Origin of the sequence: Curtobacterium sp. BRD11, assembly GCF_031844345.1 — a bacterium.
Lineage (GTDB): Bacteria > Actinomycetota > Actinomycetes > Actinomycetales > Microbacteriaceae > Curtobacterium.
On sequence record NZ_JAUZUZ010000001.1, the window covers coordinates 715121 to 736695 of the forward strand.

General features: G+C 71.9%; 20 protein-coding genes. 2 read left to right on the forward strand and 18 right to left on the reverse strand.

The window, feature by feature from the left end; translation table 11 throughout:
- Window positions 1–40: 40 nt before the first annotated feature.
- The 10 genes from pyrF to Q9R28_RS03295 form a co-directional block, all read right to left on the reverse strand.
- Window positions 41–925, reverse strand: coding sequence for an orotidine-5'-phosphate decarboxylase (pyrF, locus tag Q9R28_RS03250; RefSeq protein WP_251155035.1), 885 nt, complete (start codon window positions 923–925; stop codon window positions 41–43).
- Window positions 922–4200, reverse strand: coding sequence for a carbamoyl-phosphate synthase large subunit (gene carB, locus Q9R28_RS03255; protein ID WP_311205454.1), 3279 nt, complete (start codon window positions 4198–4200; stop codon window positions 922–924). The genes pyrF and carB overlap by 4 nt, the downstream gene beginning before the upstream one ends.
- On the reverse strand, window positions 4200–5429 hold the full coding sequence (gene carA, locus Q9R28_RS03260; protein WP_311205455.1) for a glutamine-hydrolyzing carbamoyl-phosphate synthase small subunit: 1230 nt from the start codon (window positions 5427–5429) through the stop codon (window positions 4200–4202). Before carA ends, carB begins: the two co-directional genes overlap by 1 nt.
- Window positions 5429–5971 carry a hypothetical protein gene (locus Q9R28_RS03265; protein WP_066654534.1) on the reverse strand — a complete coding sequence of 181 codons (543 nt, stop codon included), beginning with the start codon at window positions 5969–5971 and terminating at the stop codon, window positions 5429–5431. The genes carA and Q9R28_RS03265 overlap by 1 nt, the downstream gene beginning before the upstream one ends.
- A gap of 16 nt (window positions 5972–5987) precedes the next feature.
- A complete protein-coding gene (locus Q9R28_RS03270) occupies window positions 5988–7361 on the reverse strand; it encodes a dihydroorotase (protein ID WP_311205456.1) in 1374 nt (457 codons plus the stop codon).
- Window positions 7358–8320, reverse strand: coding sequence for an aspartate carbamoyltransferase catalytic subunit (locus tag Q9R28_RS03275; protein ID WP_311205457.1), 963 nt, complete (start codon window positions 8318–8320; stop codon window positions 7358–7360). The genes Q9R28_RS03270 and Q9R28_RS03275 overlap by 4 nt, the downstream gene beginning before the upstream one ends.
- Window positions 8317–8913: a bifunctional pyr operon transcriptional regulator/uracil phosphoribosyltransferase PyrR gene (pyrR, locus tag Q9R28_RS03280; RefSeq protein ID WP_311205458.1), complete on the reverse strand. Its 597-nt coding sequence runs from the start codon at window positions 8911–8913 to the stop codon at window positions 8317–8319. Before pyrR ends, Q9R28_RS03275 begins: the two co-directional genes overlap by 4 nt.
- Before the next feature lie 57 nt (window positions 8914–8970).
- On the reverse strand, window positions 8971–9456 hold the full coding sequence (gene nusB, locus Q9R28_RS03285) for a transcription antitermination factor NusB (protein ID WP_311205459.1): 486 nt from the start codon (window positions 9454–9456) through the stop codon (window positions 8971–8973).
- An 11-nt stretch (window positions 9457–9467) separates the two neighbouring features.
- Window positions 9468–10031, reverse strand: a complete 564-nt coding sequence (gene efp, locus Q9R28_RS03290) for an elongation factor P (protein WP_058729119.1) — start codon at window positions 10029–10031, stop codon at window positions 9468–9470.
- A gap of 171 nt (window positions 10032–10202) precedes the next feature.
- Window positions 10203–11891, reverse strand: coding sequence for an AarF/UbiB family protein (locus Q9R28_RS03295; RefSeq protein WP_311205460.1), 1689 nt, complete (start codon window positions 11889–11891; stop codon window positions 10203–10205).
- Window positions 11892–12017: 126 nt separating this feature from the next.
- On the opposite strand from Q9R28_RS03295, the gene Q9R28_RS03300 reads away from it, so the two are divergent.
- Both Q9R28_RS03300 and Q9R28_RS03305 read left to right on the forward strand, forming a co-directional pair.
- Window positions 12018–12326: a hypothetical protein gene (locus Q9R28_RS03300; protein WP_251155040.1), complete on the forward strand. Its 309-nt coding sequence runs from the start codon at window positions 12018–12020 to the stop codon at window positions 12324–12326.
- Entirely contained in the window at window positions 12323–12505 is a 183-nt protein-coding gene (locus Q9R28_RS03305; protein ID WP_209682440.1) for a hypothetical protein, read from the forward strand. The genes Q9R28_RS03300 and Q9R28_RS03305 overlap by 4 nt, the downstream gene beginning before the upstream one ends.
- A 17-nt stretch (window positions 12506–12522) precedes the next feature.
- On the opposite strand, the gene aroB is transcribed toward Q9R28_RS03305, so the two are convergent.
- The 8 genes from aroB to rpsD form a co-directional block, all read right to left on the reverse strand.
- The gene (aroB, locus tag Q9R28_RS03310; RefSeq protein WP_200884091.1) at window positions 12523–13620 is read right to left on the reverse strand and encodes a 3-dehydroquinate synthase; all 1098 of its coding nucleotides are present in this window, start codon (window positions 13618–13620) and stop codon (window positions 12523–12525) included.
- The gene (locus tag Q9R28_RS03315) at window positions 13617–14261 is read right to left on the reverse strand and encodes a shikimate kinase (protein WP_374109575.1); all 645 of its coding nucleotides are present in this window, start codon (window positions 14259–14261) and stop codon (window positions 13617–13619) included. Before Q9R28_RS03315 ends, aroB begins: the two co-directional genes overlap by 4 nt.
- The gene (aroC, locus tag Q9R28_RS03320) at window positions 14258–15493 is read right to left on the reverse strand and encodes a chorismate synthase (protein ID WP_066658306.1); all 1236 of its coding nucleotides are present in this window, start codon (window positions 15491–15493) and stop codon (window positions 14258–14260) included. Before aroC ends, Q9R28_RS03315 begins: the two co-directional genes overlap by 4 nt.
- Window positions 15494–15548: 55 nt before the next feature.
- Entirely contained in the window at window positions 15549–17138 is a 1590-nt protein-coding gene (mltG, locus tag Q9R28_RS03325) for an endolytic transglycosylase MltG (protein ID WP_235426335.1), read from the reverse strand.
- 89 nt (window positions 17139–17227) lie between these two features.
- Complete coding sequence (gene ruvX / locus Q9R28_RS03330) at window positions 17228–17671, reverse strand: Holliday junction resolvase RuvX (protein ID WP_066658313.1); 444 nt, start codon at window positions 17669–17671, stop codon at window positions 17228–17230.
- Window positions 17672–17679: 8 nt separating this feature from the next.
- Complete coding sequence (gene alaS / locus Q9R28_RS03335; protein ID WP_209682437.1) at window positions 17680–20337, reverse strand: alanine--tRNA ligase; 2658 nt, start codon at window positions 20335–20337, stop codon at window positions 17680–17682.
- A gap of 56 nt (window positions 20338–20393) precedes the next feature.
- The gene (locus Q9R28_RS03340) at window positions 20394–20576 is read right to left on the reverse strand and encodes a hypothetical protein (protein WP_271825767.1); all 183 of its coding nucleotides are present in this window, start codon (window positions 20574–20576) and stop codon (window positions 20394–20396) included.
- Between the two features lie 136 nt (window positions 20577–20712).
- A complete protein-coding gene (rpsD, locus tag Q9R28_RS03345; protein ID WP_066654559.1) occupies window positions 20713–21342 on the reverse strand; it encodes a 30S ribosomal protein S4 in 630 nt (209 codons plus the stop codon).
- Between the last annotated feature and the right edge of the window lie 233 nt (window positions 21343–21575).

Consider the following 21575-nt stretch of genomic DNA (forward strand, 5'->3'; position numbering starts at 1 on the left):
GTCCCGGAGCCGGGCGTCTGGCCCGTGGGCGTCTGGTCCGTCACGCGGCGGCCCCGAGTGCGGCGTGGATGCGGTCCACGCGGTCCTGCACCAGCGCGGCGACCCCGTCCGGGCCGTCGGTCAGCAACCCGCGCGACTCGTTCACCAGGACCTGCTCGGCTCGCACACCGTACCGGGCGCGCAGGTCCTCGATCCGGGCACCCTGGGCACCGAAGCCCGGGGCGAGCACCGGCGCGTTGCCGATGGCGCCCGCGTCGATGCCGAAGTCGTCGAGGTCGAGGGTGGCGCCGAGCACGAGCCCGACGTCCCCGAGCGGCTGCTCGCCGCCGGTCCGGTTGTCGTCTGCCACAGCAAGGACGATACCGGCAGCGACGGACCGTCCGGCACGCGGCCCCTCGGCGAGCACGGCCGTCTGGAGCACGCGCGCCTCCGGGTTGCTCGTCGCCGCGAGCACGAAGACGCCCGCACCGTTCCGTCGGGCGACGTCGACCGTGCCGGCGAGGGACCCGTACCCGAGGTACGGCGAGACCGTCATCGCGTCCGCCCGGAACGGCCCGTCGCGGTCGAGCCACGCGAGCGCGTAGTCGTCGCCGGTCGAGCCGATGTCGCCCCGCTTCACGTCGGCGACGACCAGGAGGCCCGCATCGCGTGCCCGACGCAGGGTCGCGTCGAGCGCGCGGTAGCCGGGGACCCCGGCCGCCTCGAAGAAGGCGATCTGCGGCTTCACGATCGCGGCGCGGCCGGCGGCCGCGTCGACCAGGGTCGCGCCGAAGGCGGTGAGGCCCTGCTCGTCGCGGCCGAGCCCCCACGCCGCCAGGGTGGCGGCGTGGGGGTCGATGCCGACGCAGAGGGGGGAACGCTCCCCCACGGCGGCGGCGAGGCGGACACCGAAGGAGGCCGGGCCTCCCGTCCGTCCGTCGCTCACCAGGTCGCGCGCTCGAGCGCGTAGTCCTGCAGGCTGCGGGCGCTGAGCGGGGTGCCGATCGTCTCGATCGCGGCGACGGCCGCACCGAGCTGCGCGATCGTCGTGAAGAGCGGCTTGTCCGCGGCGACCGTGGCCGCACGGATCTCGTAGCCGTCCGCACGACCGGCGGCGCCGGAGGGCGTGTTGATGACGATGTCGACCGCGTCGCGGGCGAGCAGGTCGACCACGCTCTCACCGCCCTCGCTGTACTTGCCGACCAGGGTGACCTCGATGCCGTTGCGGCGCAGGACCTCGGCGGTCCCCTCGGTCGCGGTGATCGTGAACCCGAGCTGCTGCAGGCGGTGCACGGGCAGGACGACCTGGCGCTTGTCGGTGTCCGCGACGCTCACGAAGACCGTGCCGCTCGTCGGCAGGCCGCCGTACGCGGCGTCCTGCGACTTGAGGAACGCCCGCGGGAAGTCGCGGTCGATGCCCATCACCTCGCCCGTGGAGCGCATCTCGGGGCTGAGCACCGAGTCGACGACCTGGCCGTCGTGGGTGCGGAAGCGGCGGAAGGGCAGCACGGCCTCCTTGACGGCGACCGGTGCCTGCGGCGGCACCGAGGAGCCGTCCCGCTCCGGCAGCATCCCCTCGGCGACGAGCGCGTCGATCGAGGTGCCGGTCATCACGCGGGAGGCCGCCTTGGCGAGCGGGATGCCGAGTGCCTTCGACACGAACGGGACCGTGCGGCTGGCGCGCGGGTTCGCCTCGAGGACGTAGAGCACGCCCGCACCGATCGCGAACTGCACGTTGAGCAGGCCCTGCACGCCGATGCCGCGGGCGATCTTCTCGGTGGCCTCGACCACGCCGCGGATCTCCGCCTTGCCGAGTCCGACCGGCGGCAGGGTGCAGGCCGAGTCGCCGGAGTGGATGCCGGCCTCCTCGATGTGCTCCATGATGCCGCCGACGTAGAGCCGCTCGCCGTCGAAGAGCGCGTCGACGTCGATCTCCACCGCGTCGTCGAGGAACCGGTCGACCAGCAGCGGCAGGTCCGGACCGATGATCGCCTGGTCGGCCATCCGGTCGAAGTAGTCCGCCAGGGCAGCCGGGTCGTAGACGATCTCCATGCCGCGTCCGCCGAGCACGAAGGACGGGCGGACGAGGACCGGGTACCCGATCTCCTCGGCGACCGCGGTCGCGCTCGCGAGGTCGTGGGCCGTGCCGTTCCGCGGTGCGAGCAGCCCGGCCTGCTCGAGGATCGCGGCGAACTGGCCACGCTCCTCGGCGGAGTCGATCGCGCTCGGGGTCGTGCCGAGGATCGGGATGCCGGCGGCCTCGAGGGGCTTCGCCAGGCCGAGGGCGGTCTGCCCGCCGAGCTGGACGACGACGCCGACGAGCTCACCGGAGGCCGCCTCGGCCTCGATGACCTCGAGGACGTCCTCGGTGGTGAGCGGCTCGAAGTAGAGCCGGTCCGAGGTGTCGTAGTCGGTGGAGACCGTCTCGGGGTTGCAGTTGATCATGATCGTCTCGTAGCCGGCGTCGCTCAGTGCGAACGAGGCGTGCACGCACGAGTAGTCGAACTCGACGCCCTGACCGATGCGGTTCGGGCCGGAGCCGAGGATGACGACCTTCTTCCGGTCGCTCGGGGCGACCTCGGTCTCCGCGTCGTACGACGAGTAGTGGTACGGCGTGAGGGCCGGGAACTCACCGGCGCAGGTGTCCACCGTCTTGAAGACCGGGCGGATGCCGAGCGCGTGACGGGCGTCGCGTGCCTCCTGCTCGGAGATGCCGCGCAGGGACGCGATCTGGGCGTCGCTGAAGCCGTGCTCCTTCGCCCAGCGCAGGGTGTCCGCGTCGAGCGTCTCCGCCGCACGCACCTCGTCGGCGACCTCGTTGATGAGGACGATCTGGTCGATGAACCACGGGTCGATCTTCGTGGCCTCGAACACCTCGTCCGCAGTGGCGCCGGCGACCAGGGCCTGCTGCACGGTCACGATGCGGCCGTCGGTCGGCACCTGGGCCTTCGACAGCAGCGCGTCCTTGTCGAGCTCGGCCGCCGGGGTGTCCCAGTGGAAGCTCGACCCGCGCTTCTCGAGGCTCCGCAGGGACTTCTGCAGCGCCGTTGCGTAGTTGCGGCCGATGGCCATCGCCTCGCCGACGCTCTTCATCGTGGTGGTCAGGGTGGCGTCGGCCGCCGGGAACTTCTCGAACGCGAACCGCGGGGTCTTCACGACGACGTAGTCGAGCGTCGGCTCGAAGCTCGCCGGCGTGACCCGGGTGATGTCGTTCTCGATCTCGTCGAGGCGGTACCCGATCGCGAGCTTCGCGGCGATCTTGGCGATCGGGAAGCCCGTCGCCTTCGACGCGAGCGCCGACGAGCGCGACACGCGGGGGTTCATCTCGATGACGATCAGGCGGCCGTTCGACGGGTCGACGGCGAACTGGATGTTGCAGCCGCCGGTGTCGACACCGACGCGACGGATGATGTCGATGCCGATGTTCCGCATGTTCTGGTACTCGCGGTCGGTCAGCGTCAGCGCGGGGGCGACGGTGATCGAGTCGCCCGTGTGCACGCCCACCGGGTCGACGTTCTCGATCGAGCAGATCACGACCGTGTTGTCGAAGTTGTCCCGCATCAGCTCGAGCTCGTACTCCTTCCAACCGAGGATGGACTCCTCGAGGAGCACCTCGGTGGTCGGGCTCGACTGCAGGCCGTCGCCGACGAAGCGGACGAGCTCCTCCTCGTTGTACGCGAAGCCGGAGCCGAGACCGCCCATGGTGAAGGACGGCCGGACGACGAGCGGGTAGCCGAGGTCCTGCGCGAACGCCTTCGCCTCGTCCAGGGTGTGCGCGATGTGGCTGCGGGCCACGTCGGCACCGGACTCGAGCACGAGCTCCTTGAAGAGCTGGCGGTCCTCACCGCGCTGGATCGCGTCGACCTTGGCACCGATGAGCTCGACGTCGTACTTCGCGAGGATGCCCTCGGCGTCGAGCTTGATCGCGGCGTTGAGCGCCGTCTGGCCGCCGAGCGTCGGCAGGACCGCGTCCGGACGCTCGATCTTGATGATCTCCTCGAGCGAGGCGCTGGTGATCGGCTCGATGTACGTCGCGTCGGCGAAGTCCGGGTCGGTCATGATCGTCGCCGGGTTCGGGTTGACGAGGATGACCCGGACGCCCTCGGCGCGGAGCACGCGGCACGCCTGGGTGCCGGAGTAGTCGAACTCGGCGGCCTGACCGATGACGATCGGGCCCGAGCCGATGACGAGGACGGAGTTGATGTCTGCGCGCTTCGGCATCAGTTGCTGCTTTCGTTCTGCGCGGCCGACGCGCCGGCGTCGGTCGTCGGGTCGGCTGCGGGGGTCGTGGCGGTGGCGGTCGCCGCGTCGAGCGGCTCCCCGTCGCGTCGCGCACGGACCAGGTCCGCGAACCGGTCGAACAGGTACATGGAGTCGTGCGGGCCGGCCGCCGCCTCGGGGTGGTACTGCACGCTGAACGCGGGCACGTCGAGCGCGCGGAGGCCCTCGACCACGTCGTCGTTCAGGGAGTAGTGCGAGACCTCGACCCGCCCGAACCCGGCCGGCGACTCGAGGACCTCGCCCAGGGGCGCGTCGACCGCGAAGCCGTGGTTCTGGCTCGTGATCTCGACCTTGCCGGTGGCGGCGTCGAGCACGGGCTGGTTGATGCCGCGGTGGCCGAACGGCAGCTTGTACGTGCCGAAGCCGAGCGCGCGACCGAGGAGCTGGTTGCCGAAGCAGATGCCGAAGAACGGGCGGCCGGTCCGCAGGGACTCCTGCAGCAGGGACACCTGCGCGTCGCTCGCGGCGGGGTCACCCGGGCCGTTCGAGTAGAACAGCGCGTCCGGGTCGAGCTCCTGCAGCGCCTCGGACGTGATGTCCTGCGGCACGACGTGCACCTCGAACCCGCGCTCGGCGAGGTAGCGGGTGGTCGAGGCCTTCACGCCGAGGTCGAGCACGGCGAGCCGGCCGATCTGCTCGCCGACGGCGGGGACCACGTAGGTCTCCGGGGTCGACACGATCGACGAGAAGCTCGCGCCGGTCATCGCGGCCTGCTCGCGCACGGCCCGGAGCTGCTCCTCGGCGGACAGGTCCGCGTCGGCACCGCTGAACACGCCGCCCTTCATGGCGCCGGCGTCGCGGATCCGGCGGGTGAGCGCGCGCGTGTCGATCCCGGAGATGCCCACGATGCCGTCGCGCACCAGGTGGTCGTCCAGCGTCGCGTTCGCGCGGTGGTTCGACACGACGCGGCTGGGGTCGCGCACCACGTACCCGGCGACCCAGATGCGACGGGACTCGGGGTCCTCGTCGTTGACACCGGTGTTGCCGATGTGCGGCGCGGTCTGCACCACGATCTGTCCGGCGTAGGACGGGTCGGTCAGCGTCTCCTGGTAGCCGGTCATGCCGGTGGCGAAGACGACCTCTCCCAGGGATCGGCCTCGGGCGCCGTACGCCCGTCCGTCGTAGCGGGTGCCGTCCTCGAGGACCAGTACGGCCCGTTCGCGTGTCATCAGTTCGTCCCTTCGCCCGCGGTGTGCGGGTGTTCGTGCGTCGTCGTCAGTCCCTGCAGGGCGGCGAGTGCTGCTGCGCCGCCCTCCGGGAACCGGAAGTAGGTGTCGAGGTCCGTCGCTGCTGCGGCGCCGGTCGCCGTCCATCGCAGACGGACCAGTCCCCCGGGTTCGACCACCCGGTCGATGGCCGCGGTGGCCCGGTCGGCGCCGCGGACGGCGGTCGCGGCGATCCACCGGTCCTCGGCTCCGGCGTGGTGCAGGACCACGCCGGTGTCGTGCACGGTCACGCCGCCGCGGCCTCGGAACCCGAGACCGCCTGCCGTGATCCGCTCGAGCGGCTCGTCAGCGCGGGTCGTCGCGACCGTGAACCCGTCCCACGACCCGACCGCCGGTCCCAGCCCGGTCGGGACCGGGACGGGAGGCACGGCTGCCGTCTGCGCGCGGGTCCGGGTCCGCCAGGTGCGCGCCATCGCGACGAACAGCGCGGCCACCAGGAGCAGGATCGCCGCTCCGGTCAGCCAGCGCAGTGCGTCGCCGCTCACCGTGTCACCGCCCGGCTCACGCGGATGCCGCCTTCGTCGACCGCGCCGACGGGGTCGCGGCTGCGGCCGCGGCGACGGTCTCGGCGTCGACGAGCACGCCGTCGAGCAGCGTCGGGTAGCCGTGGTGGAAGGTCGCGACCACCCGGCCGGGCAGCCGCATGCCGAGGTACGGCGAGTTCTGCGACTGGCCGTGCAGGTCGTCGACCGAGAACTCCCGCACCGCCGCGGGGTCGTACAGCGTCAGCTCGGCGGGGGCACCCTCGGCGATGCGCTGACCGTGCCCCTCGACCTGGCCGATGCGCGCCGGTGCCTCGGACAGCACGCGGGCGACGTCGGCCCAGTCGAGCCGGCCGTCCTCGACCACGGCGGCGTGCACGACGCTCAGCGCCGACTCGAGCCCGACCATGCCGTTCGCCGCGGCCGGCCACTCGCAGCACTTCGCCTCGGCGGTGTGCGGTGCGTGGTCGGTCGCGACGATGTCGATCGTGCCGTCGGCCAGTGCTCCGCGCAGCGCGTCGACGTCCTCGCGGGAGCGCAACGGTGGGTTCACCTTGTACCGGGCGTCGTACCCGGGTGCGCCGTCGATCCCCGCGATGAGGTCCTCGGTCAGGATCAGGTGGTGCGGTGTGACCTCGGCGGTGACGTCGATGCCGCGGGACTTCGCCCAGCGGATCACCTCGACGCTGCCGGCGGTCGAGACGTGGCAGACGTGCAGCCGTGCGCCCACGTGGTCGGCGAGCAGGACGTCGCGGGCGATGATCGCCTCCTCGGCGACGGCCGGCCACCCGGCGAGCCCGAGCTCCGAGGACAGCCGACCCTCGTTCATCTGCGCACCGATGGTCAGCCGGGGCTCCTGCGCGTGCTGCGCGAGCACACCGCCGAAGCCCTTGACGTACTCGAGCGCCCGGCGCATGAGGAGCGGGTCCGACACGCAGGAGCCGTCGTCCGAGAACACCCGGACCCGGGCGCGCGAGGTCGCCATCGCGCCGATCTCGGACAGGTGCGTGCCCTGCAGCCCCTGGGACACCGCGCCGATCGGGCGGACCGTCACGTACCCGGCGTCGTCGCCGAGCGCCTGCACCTGCTCGACCACACCAGCGGTGTCGGCGACCGGCGACGAGTTCGCCATCGCGTTCACCGCGGTGAAACCGCCGGCTGCCGCGGCCCGCGAGCCGGTGAGGACGGTCTCCGACTCCTCGGAGCCGGGCTCACGGAGGTGCGTGTGGAGGTCGACGAGCCCGGGGAGGGCCAGCAGACCGTCCGCGTCGACCACCGTCGCGCCGACCGTGTCGAGACCGGAGCCGACCGCGGTGATGCGTCGTCCCTCCAGGCGGATGTCGGCACGCGAGCCGTCGACCAGCTGCGCGCCGCGGATGAGGTGGGCGGTCATGCGACGGGCTCCTTCGGTTCGTGCTCGCCGGTCAGGGCGAGGTACAGGACGGCCATGCGGACGGAGACGCCGTTGGCGACCTGCTCGACGACGGTCGAGCGCGGGTCGTCGGCGGCGACGCCGGCGATCTCCAGGCCGCGGTTCATCGGGCCCGGGTGCATGATCAGCGTGCGCGCCGAGAGGGCCGCCGCCCGTGCCGCCGTCAGACCGAAGTGCCGCGTGTACTCCCGCGGGTTCGGGAAGAACGCGTCGTTCATCCGCTCCTGCTGGATGCGGAGCAGCATCACGACGTCCGGGTCCTCCCCGAGGGCGGCGTCGAGGTCGTGGTGCACGGCGGCGCCGAACGGACGGTCGACCGCGGGCAGCAGCGTGGGCGGCGCGGCGAAGGTCACCTCGGCACCGAGCGTGCGCAGCAGCCAGGCGTTGCTCCGGGCGACACGGCTGTGCAGGACGTCGCCGACGATCGCCACGCGGACACCGTCGAGCGCCCGGCCGCGGCTGTCGGTGCCGTGGATCCGTCGGCGCATCGTGAAGGCGTCGAGCAGGGCCTGCGTCGGGTGCTCGTGCGTCCCGTCACCGGCGTTCACGACCGGGACGTCGATCCAGTCGGCCTCGGCGAGGACCCGCGGGGCTCCCGACGCCGAGTGGCGCATGACGATGCCGTCGATGCCCATCGCACCGAGGGTCTGCACGGTGTCCTTCAACGACTCGCCCTTCGAGACGCTGGAGCCCTTCGCCGCGAAGTTGATGACGTCGGCGGAGAGCCGCTTGGCGGCTGCCTCGAACGAGATGCGGGTCCGGGTCGAGTCCTCGAAGAACAGGTTCACGACGGTCTTGCCGCGGAGGGCCGGGAGCTTCCGGACCTCGCGGGTGTTGACCTCGGCCATCTCCTCGGCGACGTCGAGGATCCGGACGGCCTCGGCGCGCGACAGGTCGGCGGTGGAGAGGAGGTGCTTCACGGGGCGACCCCCTGCTCGTGCCGCGTCGTCTCGTGCTGCGTCGGCTCGTGCTGCTCGATGACGACCTCGTCGGTGCCGTCCGTCTCGGTCAGGCGCAGCGTGACCCGCTCGTCGGCGGCCGTCGGCAGGTTCTTGCCGACGTGGTCCGCCCGGATGGGCAGTTCGCGGTGGCCGCGGTCGACGAGCACCGCGAGCCGCACCGCCCGGGGCCGGCCGATGCCCTGCAGGGCGTCGAGCGCTGCCCGCACGGTGCGACCCGAGTAGAGCACGTCGTCGACCAGCACGACGACCTTGCCGTCGATGCCGCTCGTCGGGATCGTCGTGCGGTGCGGCGCACGACCGATGCCGTGGCCGAGGTCGTCCCGGTGCATCGTGACGTCGAGCGAGCCGAGCCGCTGGTCGCGGTCCGCTGCCCACTCGGGTTCGATGTCGGCCAGGACGCGGTCGAGCCGCTCGGCCAGGACGGCACCCCGTGTCGGGATGCCCAGGAGCACGAGGTCCGAGGCGCCGTGGTTGGCCTCGAGGATCTCGTGCGCGATGCGTGTCAGAGCACGCGTGATGTCGGGGTGTTGCAGGACCGTTCTGGTGCCCACGCCGACCTCCTTCCCCGCCTCACCGGACGGACTTAAAGGATGCTGACGTGGACAACCCTACTCGGACTCCTGGTCCCCCGCGACAGTCCGACCGGACGGTGCGGCGGCCTCGTCGGCGCTCCGACCGGACGGTGCACGGCCGCCCGCGACGGCGCCGAGGACGCCGTTCACGAAGCCGGCCGAGTCCTCCGTGGAGAGCGACTGCGCGAGCTCGACCGCCTCGGCGATCGCGACCGCGTCCGGGACCTCCGCGTTGTACCGGAGCTCCCAGACGCCCATCCGGAGGATGCAGCGGTCGAGGACGGGCATGCGGGCGACGGACCACCCCTGCGCGTGCTCGACGATCACCTTGTCGATCGCAGCGCGGTCGTCGTCGATGCCGGTGACGATCTGCCGGGCGTAGTCCCAGCTCGAGGCGCGCTCGGGCTGGTCGAGGTGTCGGACCGTCTCGGTCGCCAGGACGTCCGCGATCGGGAGCTCACGCACCTCGGCGACGTAGAGCATGTCGAGGGCGCGCTTGCGGGCCTTCGAACGAGCACTCATGTGGTCGACGCCTAGTTGTTGACGCGGCCGAGGAAGCTGCCGTCGCGCGTGTCGATCTTCACGGTGGTGCCGTTCTCGAGGTACAGCGGCACCTGGATGCGGTGACCGGTCGCGATGATGGTCGCGTCCTTCGTGCCACCGGAGGAACGGTCGCCCTGCAGGCCCGGCTCGGTCTCGACCTCGGTGACGATCGACGTCGGGAGCTCGATGTACAGCGGGTTGCCCTCGTTCATCGCGATGGTGACCATGGCGGACTCGAGCAGGTAGTTCTTGGCGTCGCCGACGACGGTCTCCGACACGGGGACCTGGTCGTACGTGTCGGTGTCCATGAAGACGTAGGACTCGCCGTCCTGGTACAGGTACTGGTAGTCGCGGCGGTCCACGGTCGCGGTGTCGATCTTCGCGCCGGCGTTGAACGTGCGGTCGACGACCTTGCCCGAGACGACGTTCTTGAGCTTGGTGCGGACGAAGGCGCCGCCCTTGCCCGGCTTCACGTGCTGGAACTCGACGACCGACCAGAGCTGCCCGTCGATGATGAGAACGGCGCCGTTCTTGATGTCAGTGGTACTCGCCATGGGTCTTCCGTTCGATGGTGTTGTGAAGGTCTCCCGGACGTGCGTCCGGTCCCGGCGACGGCGGGGTGTGCCCGCGCCGACGCCCCGTCGAGTGTAGCGGACGGGCACGGACCGGCCGGGGCGGGGCGCAGTGCGGGCGGCGGCGAGGCTGCCCGGTCGGCCACCCGTGGGTCACCGCCGGCGTCGAGCCCGCCACGCGTCGATCGCGGCCCACACCAGCAGCACCACGGCGGTACCGCCCAGGATCCCGCCCGCGGCACCGGTGGAGAGCACCGCGGTCGGCCGCGCCGGCGAGGCGAGGTACACGATCGCCAGCACGCCGGCACCCGCTCCGAGCAGGACGAGCAGGACGCGCCGGACCAGACCGGAGACCACCTCGCGGTCCCGCCGGTCCGAGAACAGCCGGATGTTCACCGCGAACCGGCCGGTCTCGAGCGCCTCGGTGATCCGGTCGACCCGTCGGGGCAGCTTGCGCGCGGCCGACACCACGCCGAAGAGCTCACGGACCGCGAGGTCCCGGACCGCTCGCGGTCGGAGCTGGTCGCGGATCTGCCGCCTCGCCAGGTCGCGGGACTCCTCGAGCAGGTCGAACGACGGCGCGAGGCTGCGCAGGGTGCCCTCGAAGATCGCCAGCGCGCGGGCCGCGGCGACGAAGTCCGGCGGCGGCTTGAGCCGGTAGCGCCCGAACACGGCGACGGCGTCGTCCACCGTCTCGACGCCGATCCGCGCACCGGGTCCGAGCTCGTCCGCGACGAACGCGGCGATGTCCCGGCGGAAGTCCGGCTCGTCCTCGACGTCACGCACCGGGGCCATGCGCATCACCGCGTCCGCGATCCGCTCGGTGTCATCCTGGATGTACCCGGCGAGCAGGTCCTGCACGGTGCTCCGCAGACCCGGGTCGAGCCGGCCGACGGACCCGAAGTCGATCAGGGCCGGGCGGCCGTCGTGCAGCAGCACGACGTTGCCCGGGTGCAGGTCAGCGTGGTAGGTCCCGTCGAAGACGATCTGCCGGAGGAAGGCGTCGAGGACGGCCCGCATCGGGGCGTCGAGGTCCTGACCGCCCCCGGCGGCCCGGACCGCGCTGAGCGTCTCGCCCTCGAGGAACTCCATCACCATCACCCGACGCCCGGAGAGGTCGCGGTACGGCTCGGGGTAGGCGACCGCGTCCGGTCGGGCGCTCCGCGCCTGCGCCGCACGCAGTGCGGTGAGGTTCCGCATCTCCGACGTGAAGTCCACCTGCCGCACGAGGTCGTCGGCGTACTGCTGCGCGACGTCCGCGACGCCGACCTGTCGTGCCTCGGTGCTCGTCCGGGCCAGGAACCTGACGACCCGCAGCGCGATGTCGACGTCGCGCCGGACCGCGGCGTCGATCCCGGGTCGCTGGACCTTCACGGCGACGACGGTGCCGTCACGGAGGGTGGCCCGGTGCACCTGCGCGATGGACGCAGCGGCGACCGGTTCGGTGTCGAAGGACGCGAACACCTCGTCGACGGGCGCGCCCAGCTCCTCCTCGAGGAGCGCCGCGACCTCGACCGCGTCGGCGGGGCGGACGCTGCGCTGCAGGTGCGCGAGCCCCTCGGTCCACTCGTCCGGCAGCAGGTCGTCGCGCGTCGACAGGAGCTGTCCCATCTTCACGAACCCGCCGCCCGCCTCCTCGAGGGCGCGACGCAGGTGCTCGGCCTGCCGCCGCCGCAGGTCCGACGTCCCCGGGTCGCGTGAGAAGTCGAGCCGTCGGAACGGCACCAGTTCGTGGCGGCGGGCGATCGACAGGAGTTCGGCGAAGCGTCGGGCACGGGTACGCAGGCTGCCGGCGGCGACGTCCTGCTGGCCGAGGTCGCTCAGGCGGGGCGGGGTGGGCACCGCCCCAGTCTGCTCCCCGGGCCTGCGGGCCTGCCCCGTCCCTGCACAGCCGGGAGGCACGGTTCACCGCCCACAGGTCGGCTGACCGGACGCGTCAGGTCAGGTCCACTGCACGACCCTCGTGGCATGGACACTGCACTCACCACCGCCGCGATCGCTGCGACGGCGTCGATCGCCGCAGCCGTCGTCAGCTGGTTCGGCGCGTTCCAGGCGCGACGCACCGCGGTACGCCACCACGCCTGGGAACGGTTCACATGGGCGCTCGAGCAGCGTCCCGGTGACCGTGCACACGACATCTCGATCGCTGTGCTCCGGCACCTCGCGACCGTAGCGTGGTGGTCGAAGGCCGACCGCCGGCTGGCGCACCGGGCACTGCGCCGACAGTCGCAGAGCGGCTACCGAGCAAGCACACCCACAGGAGAGGACCTCGGATGATGCGGATCTTCAAGCCACTCCCCGACGCGCTCGACCCTGACCGCGACGACGACGAGTACTGGGCGTGGGAGAACGGCGCCACACTCGACGAGTTCCGCGAATGGGAGCGGACCGGTGTGCTCACCCTCTCCATGCGGCTCAGGTGGTGGTGGCGTCGGACTCGTCCGACGCTCCGCTGATCGGGCGGGCGGACCCGCTAGACGCCGACCTCCTGGTACGCGGTGAACAGCAGGTGGTCCTCCGGACCCTCGAGGGTGGCGGGCTTGCCGACCCCGTCGAGGATGATGAAGCGCAGCATGCCCGCACGTGCCTTCTTGTCGCGCCGCATCGTGGCGAGCAGGCCCTCCCAGCGACCGAGTCCGTAGGTCGTCGGCAGCTCCAGCGACTCGAGGATCGAGCGGTGCCGGTCGACGGTGGCGTCGTCCAGGTGGCCCGTCAACCGGGCGAGCTCCGCGGCGAACACCATGCCGACGGACACCGCCGCGCCGTGTCGCCACTGGTAGCGCTCGGCGTGCTCGATCGCGTGCCCGAGGGTGTGCCCGTAGTTGAGGATCTCCCGTCGACCCTGCTCGGTGAAGTCCTCCGACACCACTTCGGCCTTCAGCGCGATCGCGAGCTCGACCACGCGGCGGAACTCGGGCGTCGTCGGGTCGGTGACGCGGGCGACGTCGGCCTCGATGACGTCCAGGATCTCGGGGACGGCGATGAAGCCGGCCTTCACGATCTCGGCGAACCCGGTGAGCACGTCGTTCCGTGGCAGCGTCCGGACGAGGTCGAGGTCGGCGACCACCGCGCGCGGGTGGTGGAACGCCCCGACCAGGTTCTTGCCCTCGTTGGTGTTGATGCCGGTCTTGCCGCCGACGCTCGCGTCGACCAGCCCGAGCACGCTCGTCGGCATCGCCAGGAACGGCACCCCGCGGAGCCACGTCGCCGCGACGAACCCGGCGAGGTCGGTGACGGCTCCCCCGCCGAGCCCGATGACGGCGTCGGTCCGGGTGAAGTCCGCCTGTCCCATGACCTGCCAGCAGAACGCGGCGACCTCGACGCGCTTGGCGGCCTCGGCGTCCGGGACCTCGGCGATCAGTGCGTCGAGACCGGCTTCGACGAGGACGGCACGCAGCTCGTTCGCCCGCGCTCCCAGGGTCGGTGCGTGCACGATGAGCACCTTCGCCACGCGGGGTCCGAGCAGCGACGGGACCGAGCCGGACAGGTCGTTGCCGACCACGACGAGGGACCCGCCCTCGCCGCCGACCCGGATCTCGGTGGTGCCCTCGGGCAGGTTCGACGCGGTCACGGTGTCCCTCCGGTGGTGTGCTCCTGGTCGGAGCCGATGTGCTCCTCAGCGGAGTCGGTGCGCTCCTCGGCGGAGCCGGTGCGCTCCTCGCCGGAGCCGGTCTGCTGCTCGGTCACCCACGCGACGACGTCCCGGACGACGTGCGACATCGGGCGGCGCGACGTGTCGAACGTCGCGTGTGCGAGCTCGGCGTAGGTCGCCGCCCGCTCGTCGGCGATGGTCTGCCACGCGTCGATCCCGCCCTGCGCGAGGAGCGGCCGGTCGGTCCCCGCGATCCGGGCGGCGACGGCCTCGGGTGACACGGTGAGCAGCACGACCCGAGCGCCACGCAACGCAGCACGGGTGTCCGGGTGCGTCACGGCTCCCCCACCGACGGAGACCACACCGCCGGTCGCGACGGCTGCGCGCACGGCCTCGGCCTCGAGCGCGCGGAACGCCGGCTCACCGCGGTCGGCGAAGATCCCCGGGATCGGGCCGTGCTCCCGCGCGATCACGCGATCGGTGTCCGTGAACGGCACGCCCAGGGCCTTGGCGACGCGCTTGCCGACGCTCGACTTGCCGGCCCCCATCGGCCCGATCACGACGACCGGCGCACCGGTGCCCGCGGGACCGCCGGTGGTCGACGCGTCGGCGCCGCTCACCGGACGGTCGTGGGCTCGGCCGCGCGCGACTCAGCGCCGTCCGTCCGGCGGGTGCGCAGGGTCTCCGGCAGGGCCGCGAGGTACGCGTCGAGGTTGCGCTTCGTCTCGGTCAGGCTGTCGCCGCCGAACTTCTCGAGCACGGCATCGGCGAGCACGAGCGCGACCATGGCCTCGGCGACGACGCCCGAGGCCGGCACCGCGCAGACGTCGCTGCGCTGGTGGTGGGCGGCCGCGTCCTCGCCGGTGGCGACGTCGATGGTGTGCAGGGCGTGCGGCACGGTCGCGATGGGCTTCATGCCCGCGCGGACGCGGAGCACCGTCCCGGTGGACATGCCGCCCTCGGTCCCGCCGGCGCGGTCGCTCGTCCGGACGATCTCGCCGTCCTCGCGGTACAGCTCGTCGTGCGCCTCGGACCCACGGCGTCCCGCGGTGGCGAACCCGTCGCCGACCTCGACGCCCTTGATCGCCTGGATGCCCATGATCGCCGCGGCGAGTCGCGCGTCGAGACGACGATCCCAGTGCACGTGGGAGCCGAGCCCAGGCGGGACGCCGTAGAACAGGACCTCGACGACCCCGCCGAGGGTGTCGCCGTCCTTCTTCGCCGCCTCGACCTCGGTGACCATCCGCGCGGAGGTCTCCGGGTCGGCACAGCGGAGCTGGTCCTCGTCCAGGCGGTCGACGTCGTCGGGCAGGGGCAGCGGCGTGCCGTCGGGCACGCGGACGGTGCCGACCTGCAGGGTGTGGGCGATCGAGCGGATGCCGAGCTCGGCCAGGAAGGACTTCGCGACCGCGCCGAGGGCGACCCGCGCCGCCGTCTCGCGAGCGGACGCGCGTTCGAGGATCGGCCGGGCCTCGTCGAACCCGTACTTCTGCATGCCGACCAGGTCGGCGTGTCCGGGACGCGGTCGGGTCAGGGGCGCGCTGCGACCACGGGACATCTCGGTCGACTCGACCGGCTCGGGACTCATGACCTCGACCCACTTGGGCCACTCGGTGTTGCCGATGCGGATGGCGATCGGGCTGCCGAGCGAGTACCCGTGGCGGACGCCGCCCGAGACGTGGAGCTCGTCCTGCTCGAACTTCATCCGCGACCCGCGCCCGTAGCCGAGCTTCCGACGCGCGAGGTCGGCGCGGATGGACTCGAACGACACCGGGACGCCCGCGGGCAGGCCCTCGAGCATCGCGATGAGTTCGGGTCCGTGGGACTCACCAGCGGTCAACCAACGAAGCATGTCGACCATCCTCCCACAGGGTCCGGTCGTGCGACGCGACCGGACCGCCGCGGGCCTACTGGTACTCGGGGTGTGCGCGGAGCCAGGCCTGGAACTGCTTCACGGCCACCTGGTGCTCCGCGTACGTGTCCGAGAAGACGGTCTCACCCGTGTCGAGGTCGACCGTCACGAAGTAGAGCCACTTCCCGTCGGCCATGTTCGTGACGGCCTTGATGGCCAGGTCGCCGGGGTTCGAGATCGGTGCCGGGGGCAGACCCTTGTGCACGTAGGTGTTGTACGCGTTGCCCGCGTCCGCTCGCTCCTCGTCGGTCGTGGTCACCTTGTGCGTGTTGCCCGTCCCGTAGGCGACGGTCGCGTCCGACTGCAGCGCCATGTCGATGTCGAGCCGGTTCTGGAACACCCGCGCGACCTTCGGGTAGTCGGCAGCCAGGCCGGCCTCCTTCTGCACGAGCGAGGCGAAGACGACGACCCGCTCCTGGTCACCCTCGGCCACGCCGGCTGCGGCCAGGTGCTCCTTCATCGTGTCGACCATCGACTGGAAGTACTGCTTCGCGGTCCACCCGGGGTTGATCGGGTACGTCGCCGGGAAGAGCCATCCCTCGAGGGTCGTCACGCCGGACGGGAGCCCGTACGCCTGCACGTCCTTCGCCGCTGCGCTGACCTCGGCCTCGGTCAGCCCCGCCTTCGAGACCATCCCCGCCTCGATGTCCTGCAGCGCGGTCCCCTCGGGGATCACGATCGAGGCCTGGACGCGGTTGTCGGAGTCCTTGAGCGCGTCGAGTGCGGCCTTCGAGCTCATCTCCTTCTTGAGCTCGTACGAGCCCGGCTGGAACGAGACGTCCGGTGAGGTCAACAGCAGCTTGTAGAACACCTTCGAGCTCTTCACGACACCGCTGCGCTGCAGGGTCTTCGCGACGTCCTCGCCGATGTCGCCCTGCTTGATGGTCACGGTGACCTTGCTCGTCCCGTCGCCGGTGTAGTCGTCGGGCTCACTGGACCCGCCGATCGCACTGAGCACCTGCTGCACCTTGGGTGCGGCGAAGGCGTACGCGCCGACGCCGCCGCCCAGGACGAGGGCGACGATCACGATGCCCGCCACGAGCGGGCCACGTCGCCGCTTCGGCCGCGGTTCGCGTGGCGGCCGGGAGGCTCCCCCGCCTCCGGCACCACGCCCACGTCCGCCTCCGGTACCGCCGGTTCCCCGGTCGGCTCCGGCAGGCCCGCCCGCGGCGGCAGCGGAACCGTCGACGACGCCCGCGTCACGCGTGGCCCGGCCCGGGCCGGCCTCGGCCCGCGCCGCACGCACCGCCTGCGCATCGGGCGCCCGGAGCTCCCCGGTCAGGAGTGCTCGGACGTCCGGGTGGAGCTCGTCGTCCGACCGCGCGACCGGGGCGTCCGCCGGCGATGCCGGTCGCGTCGCCGCCGTCGAGGGCTGCGACGCCGGGTCCTGGTCCGCCGGACGACGACCGTCGGTGTCCTCCGCCGGCGCCCGCCGCGCCCGCTCGGACTCGGCTGCCTCGGCAGCACGCGCCTCACGACGGGACATCGGTCGGTCGGGCTCGGCGTCGGGGTCGGTGGGGCGACGTCGCCGCCCTGCGTCGTCACCGGGCGCGATGATCGCGTCCCAGTCCAGGTCGTCTGCCAAGGGATCCTCGGTCTCTCGGGTCGGGGGCTCCACCTGGGCCCCATCGGTCCGGGAACGACGGTCTCCCGACCCGTCCCGGGGCCGGTCGGTCAGGGGAGCGTTGCGCCGGGAGCGGCGCTGGACGCACGCTCGTGGTCGAGCGCGTGTTGCAGGATGATAACAGCGGCCGCTTGGTCGATCACGGCGCGGGACTTCTTGGTGTTCTTCCCGGCCTGGTGCAGACCGCGCTGCGCCGTCACCGTCGAGAGCCGTTCGTCGACCAGCCGTACGGTCCGGTGCTCGGCCAGCCGCTCCGCGAAGCCCCTGGCATCGGCGGTCGACGGGGTGTCGTCACCCGACATCGAGAGCGGCAGCCCCACGACGATCTCGAGCACGTCGTACTCGTCGGCCAGTTCGACGATCCGGCGCACGTCGGTCGCCTGGGCCCGGGGCACCGTCTCGACCGGGGTGGCCAGCAGGCCGTCGCGGTCGCAGACCGCGACGCCGATGCGGGCCTTGCCGACGTCGACGCCGAGCCGGCGGCCCGGACGCACCGGCACGATCAGCCCGCCAGTCGTGCGGTCACGGCGCGCAGCGCCGCGGGCAGCGCCGCCGCATCGGTGCCACCGCCCTGGGCGAGGTCGGGCTTGCCGCCGCCACCGCCGCCGAGGACACCGGCTGCCTCCTTGGCGAGGGGACCCGCCTGCATGCCGGCCGACCGCGCCGCGTCGTTCGTCGCGACGATCACCACGGGCTTGCCGCTGATCACGGCACCGAGCACCACGACCGCGGCACCGTCCCCGAGCTGACCGCGCACGCCCGTCGCGAGGGCACGCAGGTCGTCCCCGGACTGCAGGCCGTCGACCGTCTCGGCGACCACGGTGACCGCGCCGACCGTCTCGGCCCGGCGTGCGATCGACGGCACCCGCTGCTGCAGGTTGGCGGACTCGAACTCGGCGATCCGCTTCTGGGCGGTGCGCAGGTCCTCCATCAGGCCCTGCACGCGGGTCGGCAGGTCCTCACGGGGAGCCTTCAGCGCACTCGAGAGCTGCGACACGATCGTCCGCTCGACGGCCAGGTCGCGGAAGCCCTCGAGTCCGACGAGGGCCTCGACGCGACGGTTGGTCGAGCCGACGCTCGACTCCCCGACCAGGTTGACGAGGCCGACCTGCGCGCTGGAGGCGACGTGGGTGCCACCGCAGAGCTCGCGCGACCACGGACCACCGATGTCGACCATGCGGACCTCGGCGCCGTACTTCTCGCCGAACAGCGCCTGCGCACCGAGCGCCTTGGCCTCGTCGAGCGGCAGCACGCGCGTCTGCACCGCGAGGTCCGAGCGGATCGCCGCGTTCACGACCTCCTCGATCTCCGAGCGGGTGGCACCGGAGACCGGCTGCGACCAGGAGAAGTCGAGGCGCATGTAGCCCGACTTGTTGTACGAGCCGGCCTGCAGGGCCTCCGGTCCGAGCACGTCGCGCAGCGCCGCGTTGACCAGGTGCGTCGCCGAGTGCGCCTGGGTCGCGCCGCGGCGGTACTCGCCGTCGACGACCGTCGTGGCGGCGTCACCGACGCCGACCTCGCCGGAGCGGACCTGCACGGTGTGGCTCCAGAGCCCGGCGACCGGGCGCTGCACGTCGAGCACCTCGAGGTCGAAGCCGTTGCCGACGATCGACCCCTGGTCGGCGTCCTGACCGCCGGACTCGGCGTACAGGGACGTCTCACCGAGGATCACCTCGGCGATGTCACCGGCGACGGCGCGGTCGACGCTGACGCCGCCCACGATGATGCCGAGCACGGCGGACTCGGCCTCGAGCGCGTCGTAGCCCAGGAAGACCGTCTCGCCCTTCGCGCGGAAGGCGCTGTAGACACTGAGGTCGGCGAGGGCGGTCTTCTTGCTCTTCGCATCGGCCTTGGCGCGGGCACGCTGCTCCGACATCAGGGTCTCGAACGCCCCGCGGTCGACCCGGACGCCGGCCTCGTCCGCCATCTCCATCGTCAGGTCGATCGGGAAGCCGAACGTGTCGTGGAGGAGGAACGCGGTGTCGCCGCCGATCGAGGGGGCACCGTCCTGCTTCGCGCGCTCGACCGCGACGTCGAGGATCGTGGTGCCCTGCGCCAGCGTGCGGAGGAACGTCTCCTCCTCCGCGTAGGCGATCCGGGCGATCCGGTCGTAGTCACCGGCGACCTCCGGGTAGGCCTCGCGCATGGCGTCGCGCGACGCCGGGAAGAGCTGCGGGAAGGTCGCACCCTCGACGCCGAGCAGGCGCATGGCGCGCACCGTGCGGCGGAGCAGACGGCGGAGGATGTACCCGCGGCCCTCGTTCGACGGGGTGACGCCGTCCGCGATGAGCATGAGCGACGATCGGACGTGGTCGGCGATGACCCGCATCCGGACGTCGTCCTCGTGCACGGCGCCGTACTGACGGCCCGAGATCGCTGCGGCGCGGTCCAGCACCGGACGCACCTGGTCGATCTCGTACATGTTGTCGACGCCCTGCTTGATGAAGGCGACGCGCTCGAGCCCCATGCCCGTGTCGATGTTCTTGTTCGGCAGTTCGCCGGTGATCGTGAAGTCGTACTTCGACCGGACGTCGGCGATCTGGTACTGCATGAACACCAGGTTCCAGATCTCGACGTAGCGGTCGTCGTCGGTCGCCGGGCCGCCGTCGATGCCGTACTCCGGGCCGCGGTCGAAGAAGATCTCGGAGCACGGGCCGGCGGGTCCGGGCTGCCCGGTCGACCAGTAGTTGGTGTCCTTGCCGAGGCGCTGGATCCGGTCGTCCGGCAGCGACGAGTGCTGCTTCCAGAAGGCGATCGCCTCGTCGTCGTCCTCGTAGACCGTGACCCACAGGTCGTCGGCCGAGAACCCGAGGCCGCCGTCCGACTCCGGCGTCGTCAGGAACTGCCAGGCGTACTGGATCGCCTGCTCCTTGAAGTAGTCCCCGAAGGAGAAGTTGCCGTTCATCTGGAAGAACGTGCCGTGCCGAGGGGTCTTGCCGACCTCCTCGATGTCGTTGGTCCGGATGCACTTCTGCACGCTCGTCGCGCGCGGGTACGGTGCGGGGACCAACCCGGTCAGGTACGGGATGAACGGGACCATGCCGGCGACCGTGAAGAGCAGCGACGGGTCGTCCGAGACGAGCGACGCGGACGGGACGACGGTGTGTCCGCGGTCGCCGAAGAACTGGAGCCAACGGCGGCGGATCTCTGCGGTCTGCATGGTGCTTCCTGATTCAGGTCGGCGGAGGGTGCGTGGGAGCTGGGGCGCGGTGACGCTCAGGCGTCGGTGCGGAGTTCGGCCTCGCGGGAGCGGTACCCGTCGGCGACGGCGTCGGTGAACGCCTTCGTCTTGGCGTTCACGTCCGCGAAGAGGCGGGCGCCGCCGGGTGTGTTCGCGATCCGGTGCGCGGCGGCGAAGCCGATGACGACGCCGACGGCGACGAAGAACAGCTGCTTCACGGTGCCTCTCCCTCTCCCTCTCGCGCACGCGAGCGGTGCGTGCCCGAACGAGTGTAGTGGCGTGGGACGGCCGGGACGCCGAACGGCGGGCCGTCCTCCTGAGAGGACGACCCGCCGTTCGGGCGTGATCCGTGGATCAGCGAGCTGCGTAGTACTCGACGACGAGCTGCACTTCACAGGTCACGGGGACCTCGGCGCGCTTCGGGCGACGGACCAGGCGGGCCTGGAGCTTCTCGATCTCGACCTCGAGGTAGCCCGGGACCTTCGGCAGGACCTCGAGGTGACCACCGGCAGCGGCGACCTGGAGGGGCTCGAGGGACTCGGAGCGCTGCTTGACGTGGATCATCTGGCCCTCCTTCACGCGGAAGGAGGGACGGTCGACGAGCTTGCCGTCGACCAGGATGTGACGGTGCACGATCAGCTGGCGCGCCTGCGCGGTGGTGCGGGCGAAGCCGGCACGCAGCACGAGGGCGTCGAGGCGCTGCTCGAGGAGCTCGACCAGGTTCTCACCGGTCAGGCCCTTCGTCTTGCGGGCCTCTTCGAAGACGATGCGGAGCTGCTTCTCGCGGATGCCGTACTGGGCGCGCAGACGCTGCTTCTCACGGAGGCGGACGGCGTAGTCGCTGTCCGCACGACGGCGGGTACGGCCGTGCTCACCGGGGCCGTAGGGGCGCTTCTCGAGGTAGCGGGCCGCCTTCGGCGTCAGCGGGATGCCGAGCGCGCGCGAGAGGCGGGTCTTGCTGCGGGTGCGTGACTTGGTAGACACAGGGTCCTTTTCTCTGTCTGAACTGAATGACTCGCCGGACACGGCACGCACTCGTGCGCGCGGTCCCGGCGACGGGATCCAGAGGGATGAGCCTGTGGGATCGGACGGCTACAGTCCGAACCTCTGTCCCCGTCCCGCCGGAGCGGGACTCTGTCCTCGGCGCAGCCGCACGCGAGGACCAGGACGTAGGCCCGTCAACGATAGCAGCATCGAGAGGCCCGGAGAAGCACCGG

Bases quoted from the DNA above. Each gene is read 5' to 3' on its own strand.
- Q9R28_RS03270 (WP_311205456.1), bottom strand. From the start codon at position 7,361: ATGACCGCCCACCTCATCCGCGGCGCGCAGCTGGTCGACGGCTCGCGT.
- efp (WP_058729119.1), bottom strand. From the start codon at position 10,031: ATGGCGAGTACCACTGACATCAAGAACGGCGCCGTTCTCATCATCGAC.
- nusB (WP_311205459.1), bottom strand. From the start codon at position 9,456: ATGAGTGCTCGTTCGAAGGCCCGCAAGCGCGCCCTCGACATGCTCTAC.
- aroC (WP_066658306.1), bottom strand. From the start codon at position 15,493: ATGCTTCGTTGGTTGACCGCTGGTGAGTCCCACGGACCCGAACTCATC.
- alaS (WP_209682437.1), bottom strand. From the start codon at position 20,337: ATGCAGACCGCAGAGATCCGCCGCCGTTGGCTCCAGTTCTTCGGCGAC.
- carB (WP_311205454.1), bottom strand. From the start codon at position 4,200: ATGCCGAAGCGCGCAGACATCAACTCCGTCCTCGTCATCGGCTCGGGC.
- carA (WP_311205455.1), bottom strand. From the start codon at position 5,429: ATGACACGCGAACGGGCCGTACTGGTCCTCGAGGACGGCACCCGCTAC.
- Q9R28_RS03300 (WP_251155040.1), top strand. From the start codon at position 12,018: ATGGACACTGCACTCACCACCGCCGCGATCGCTGCGACGGCGTCGATC.
- Q9R28_RS03305 (WP_209682440.1), top strand. From the start codon at position 12,323: ATGATGCGGATCTTCAAGCCACTCCCCGACGCGCTCGACCCTGACCGC.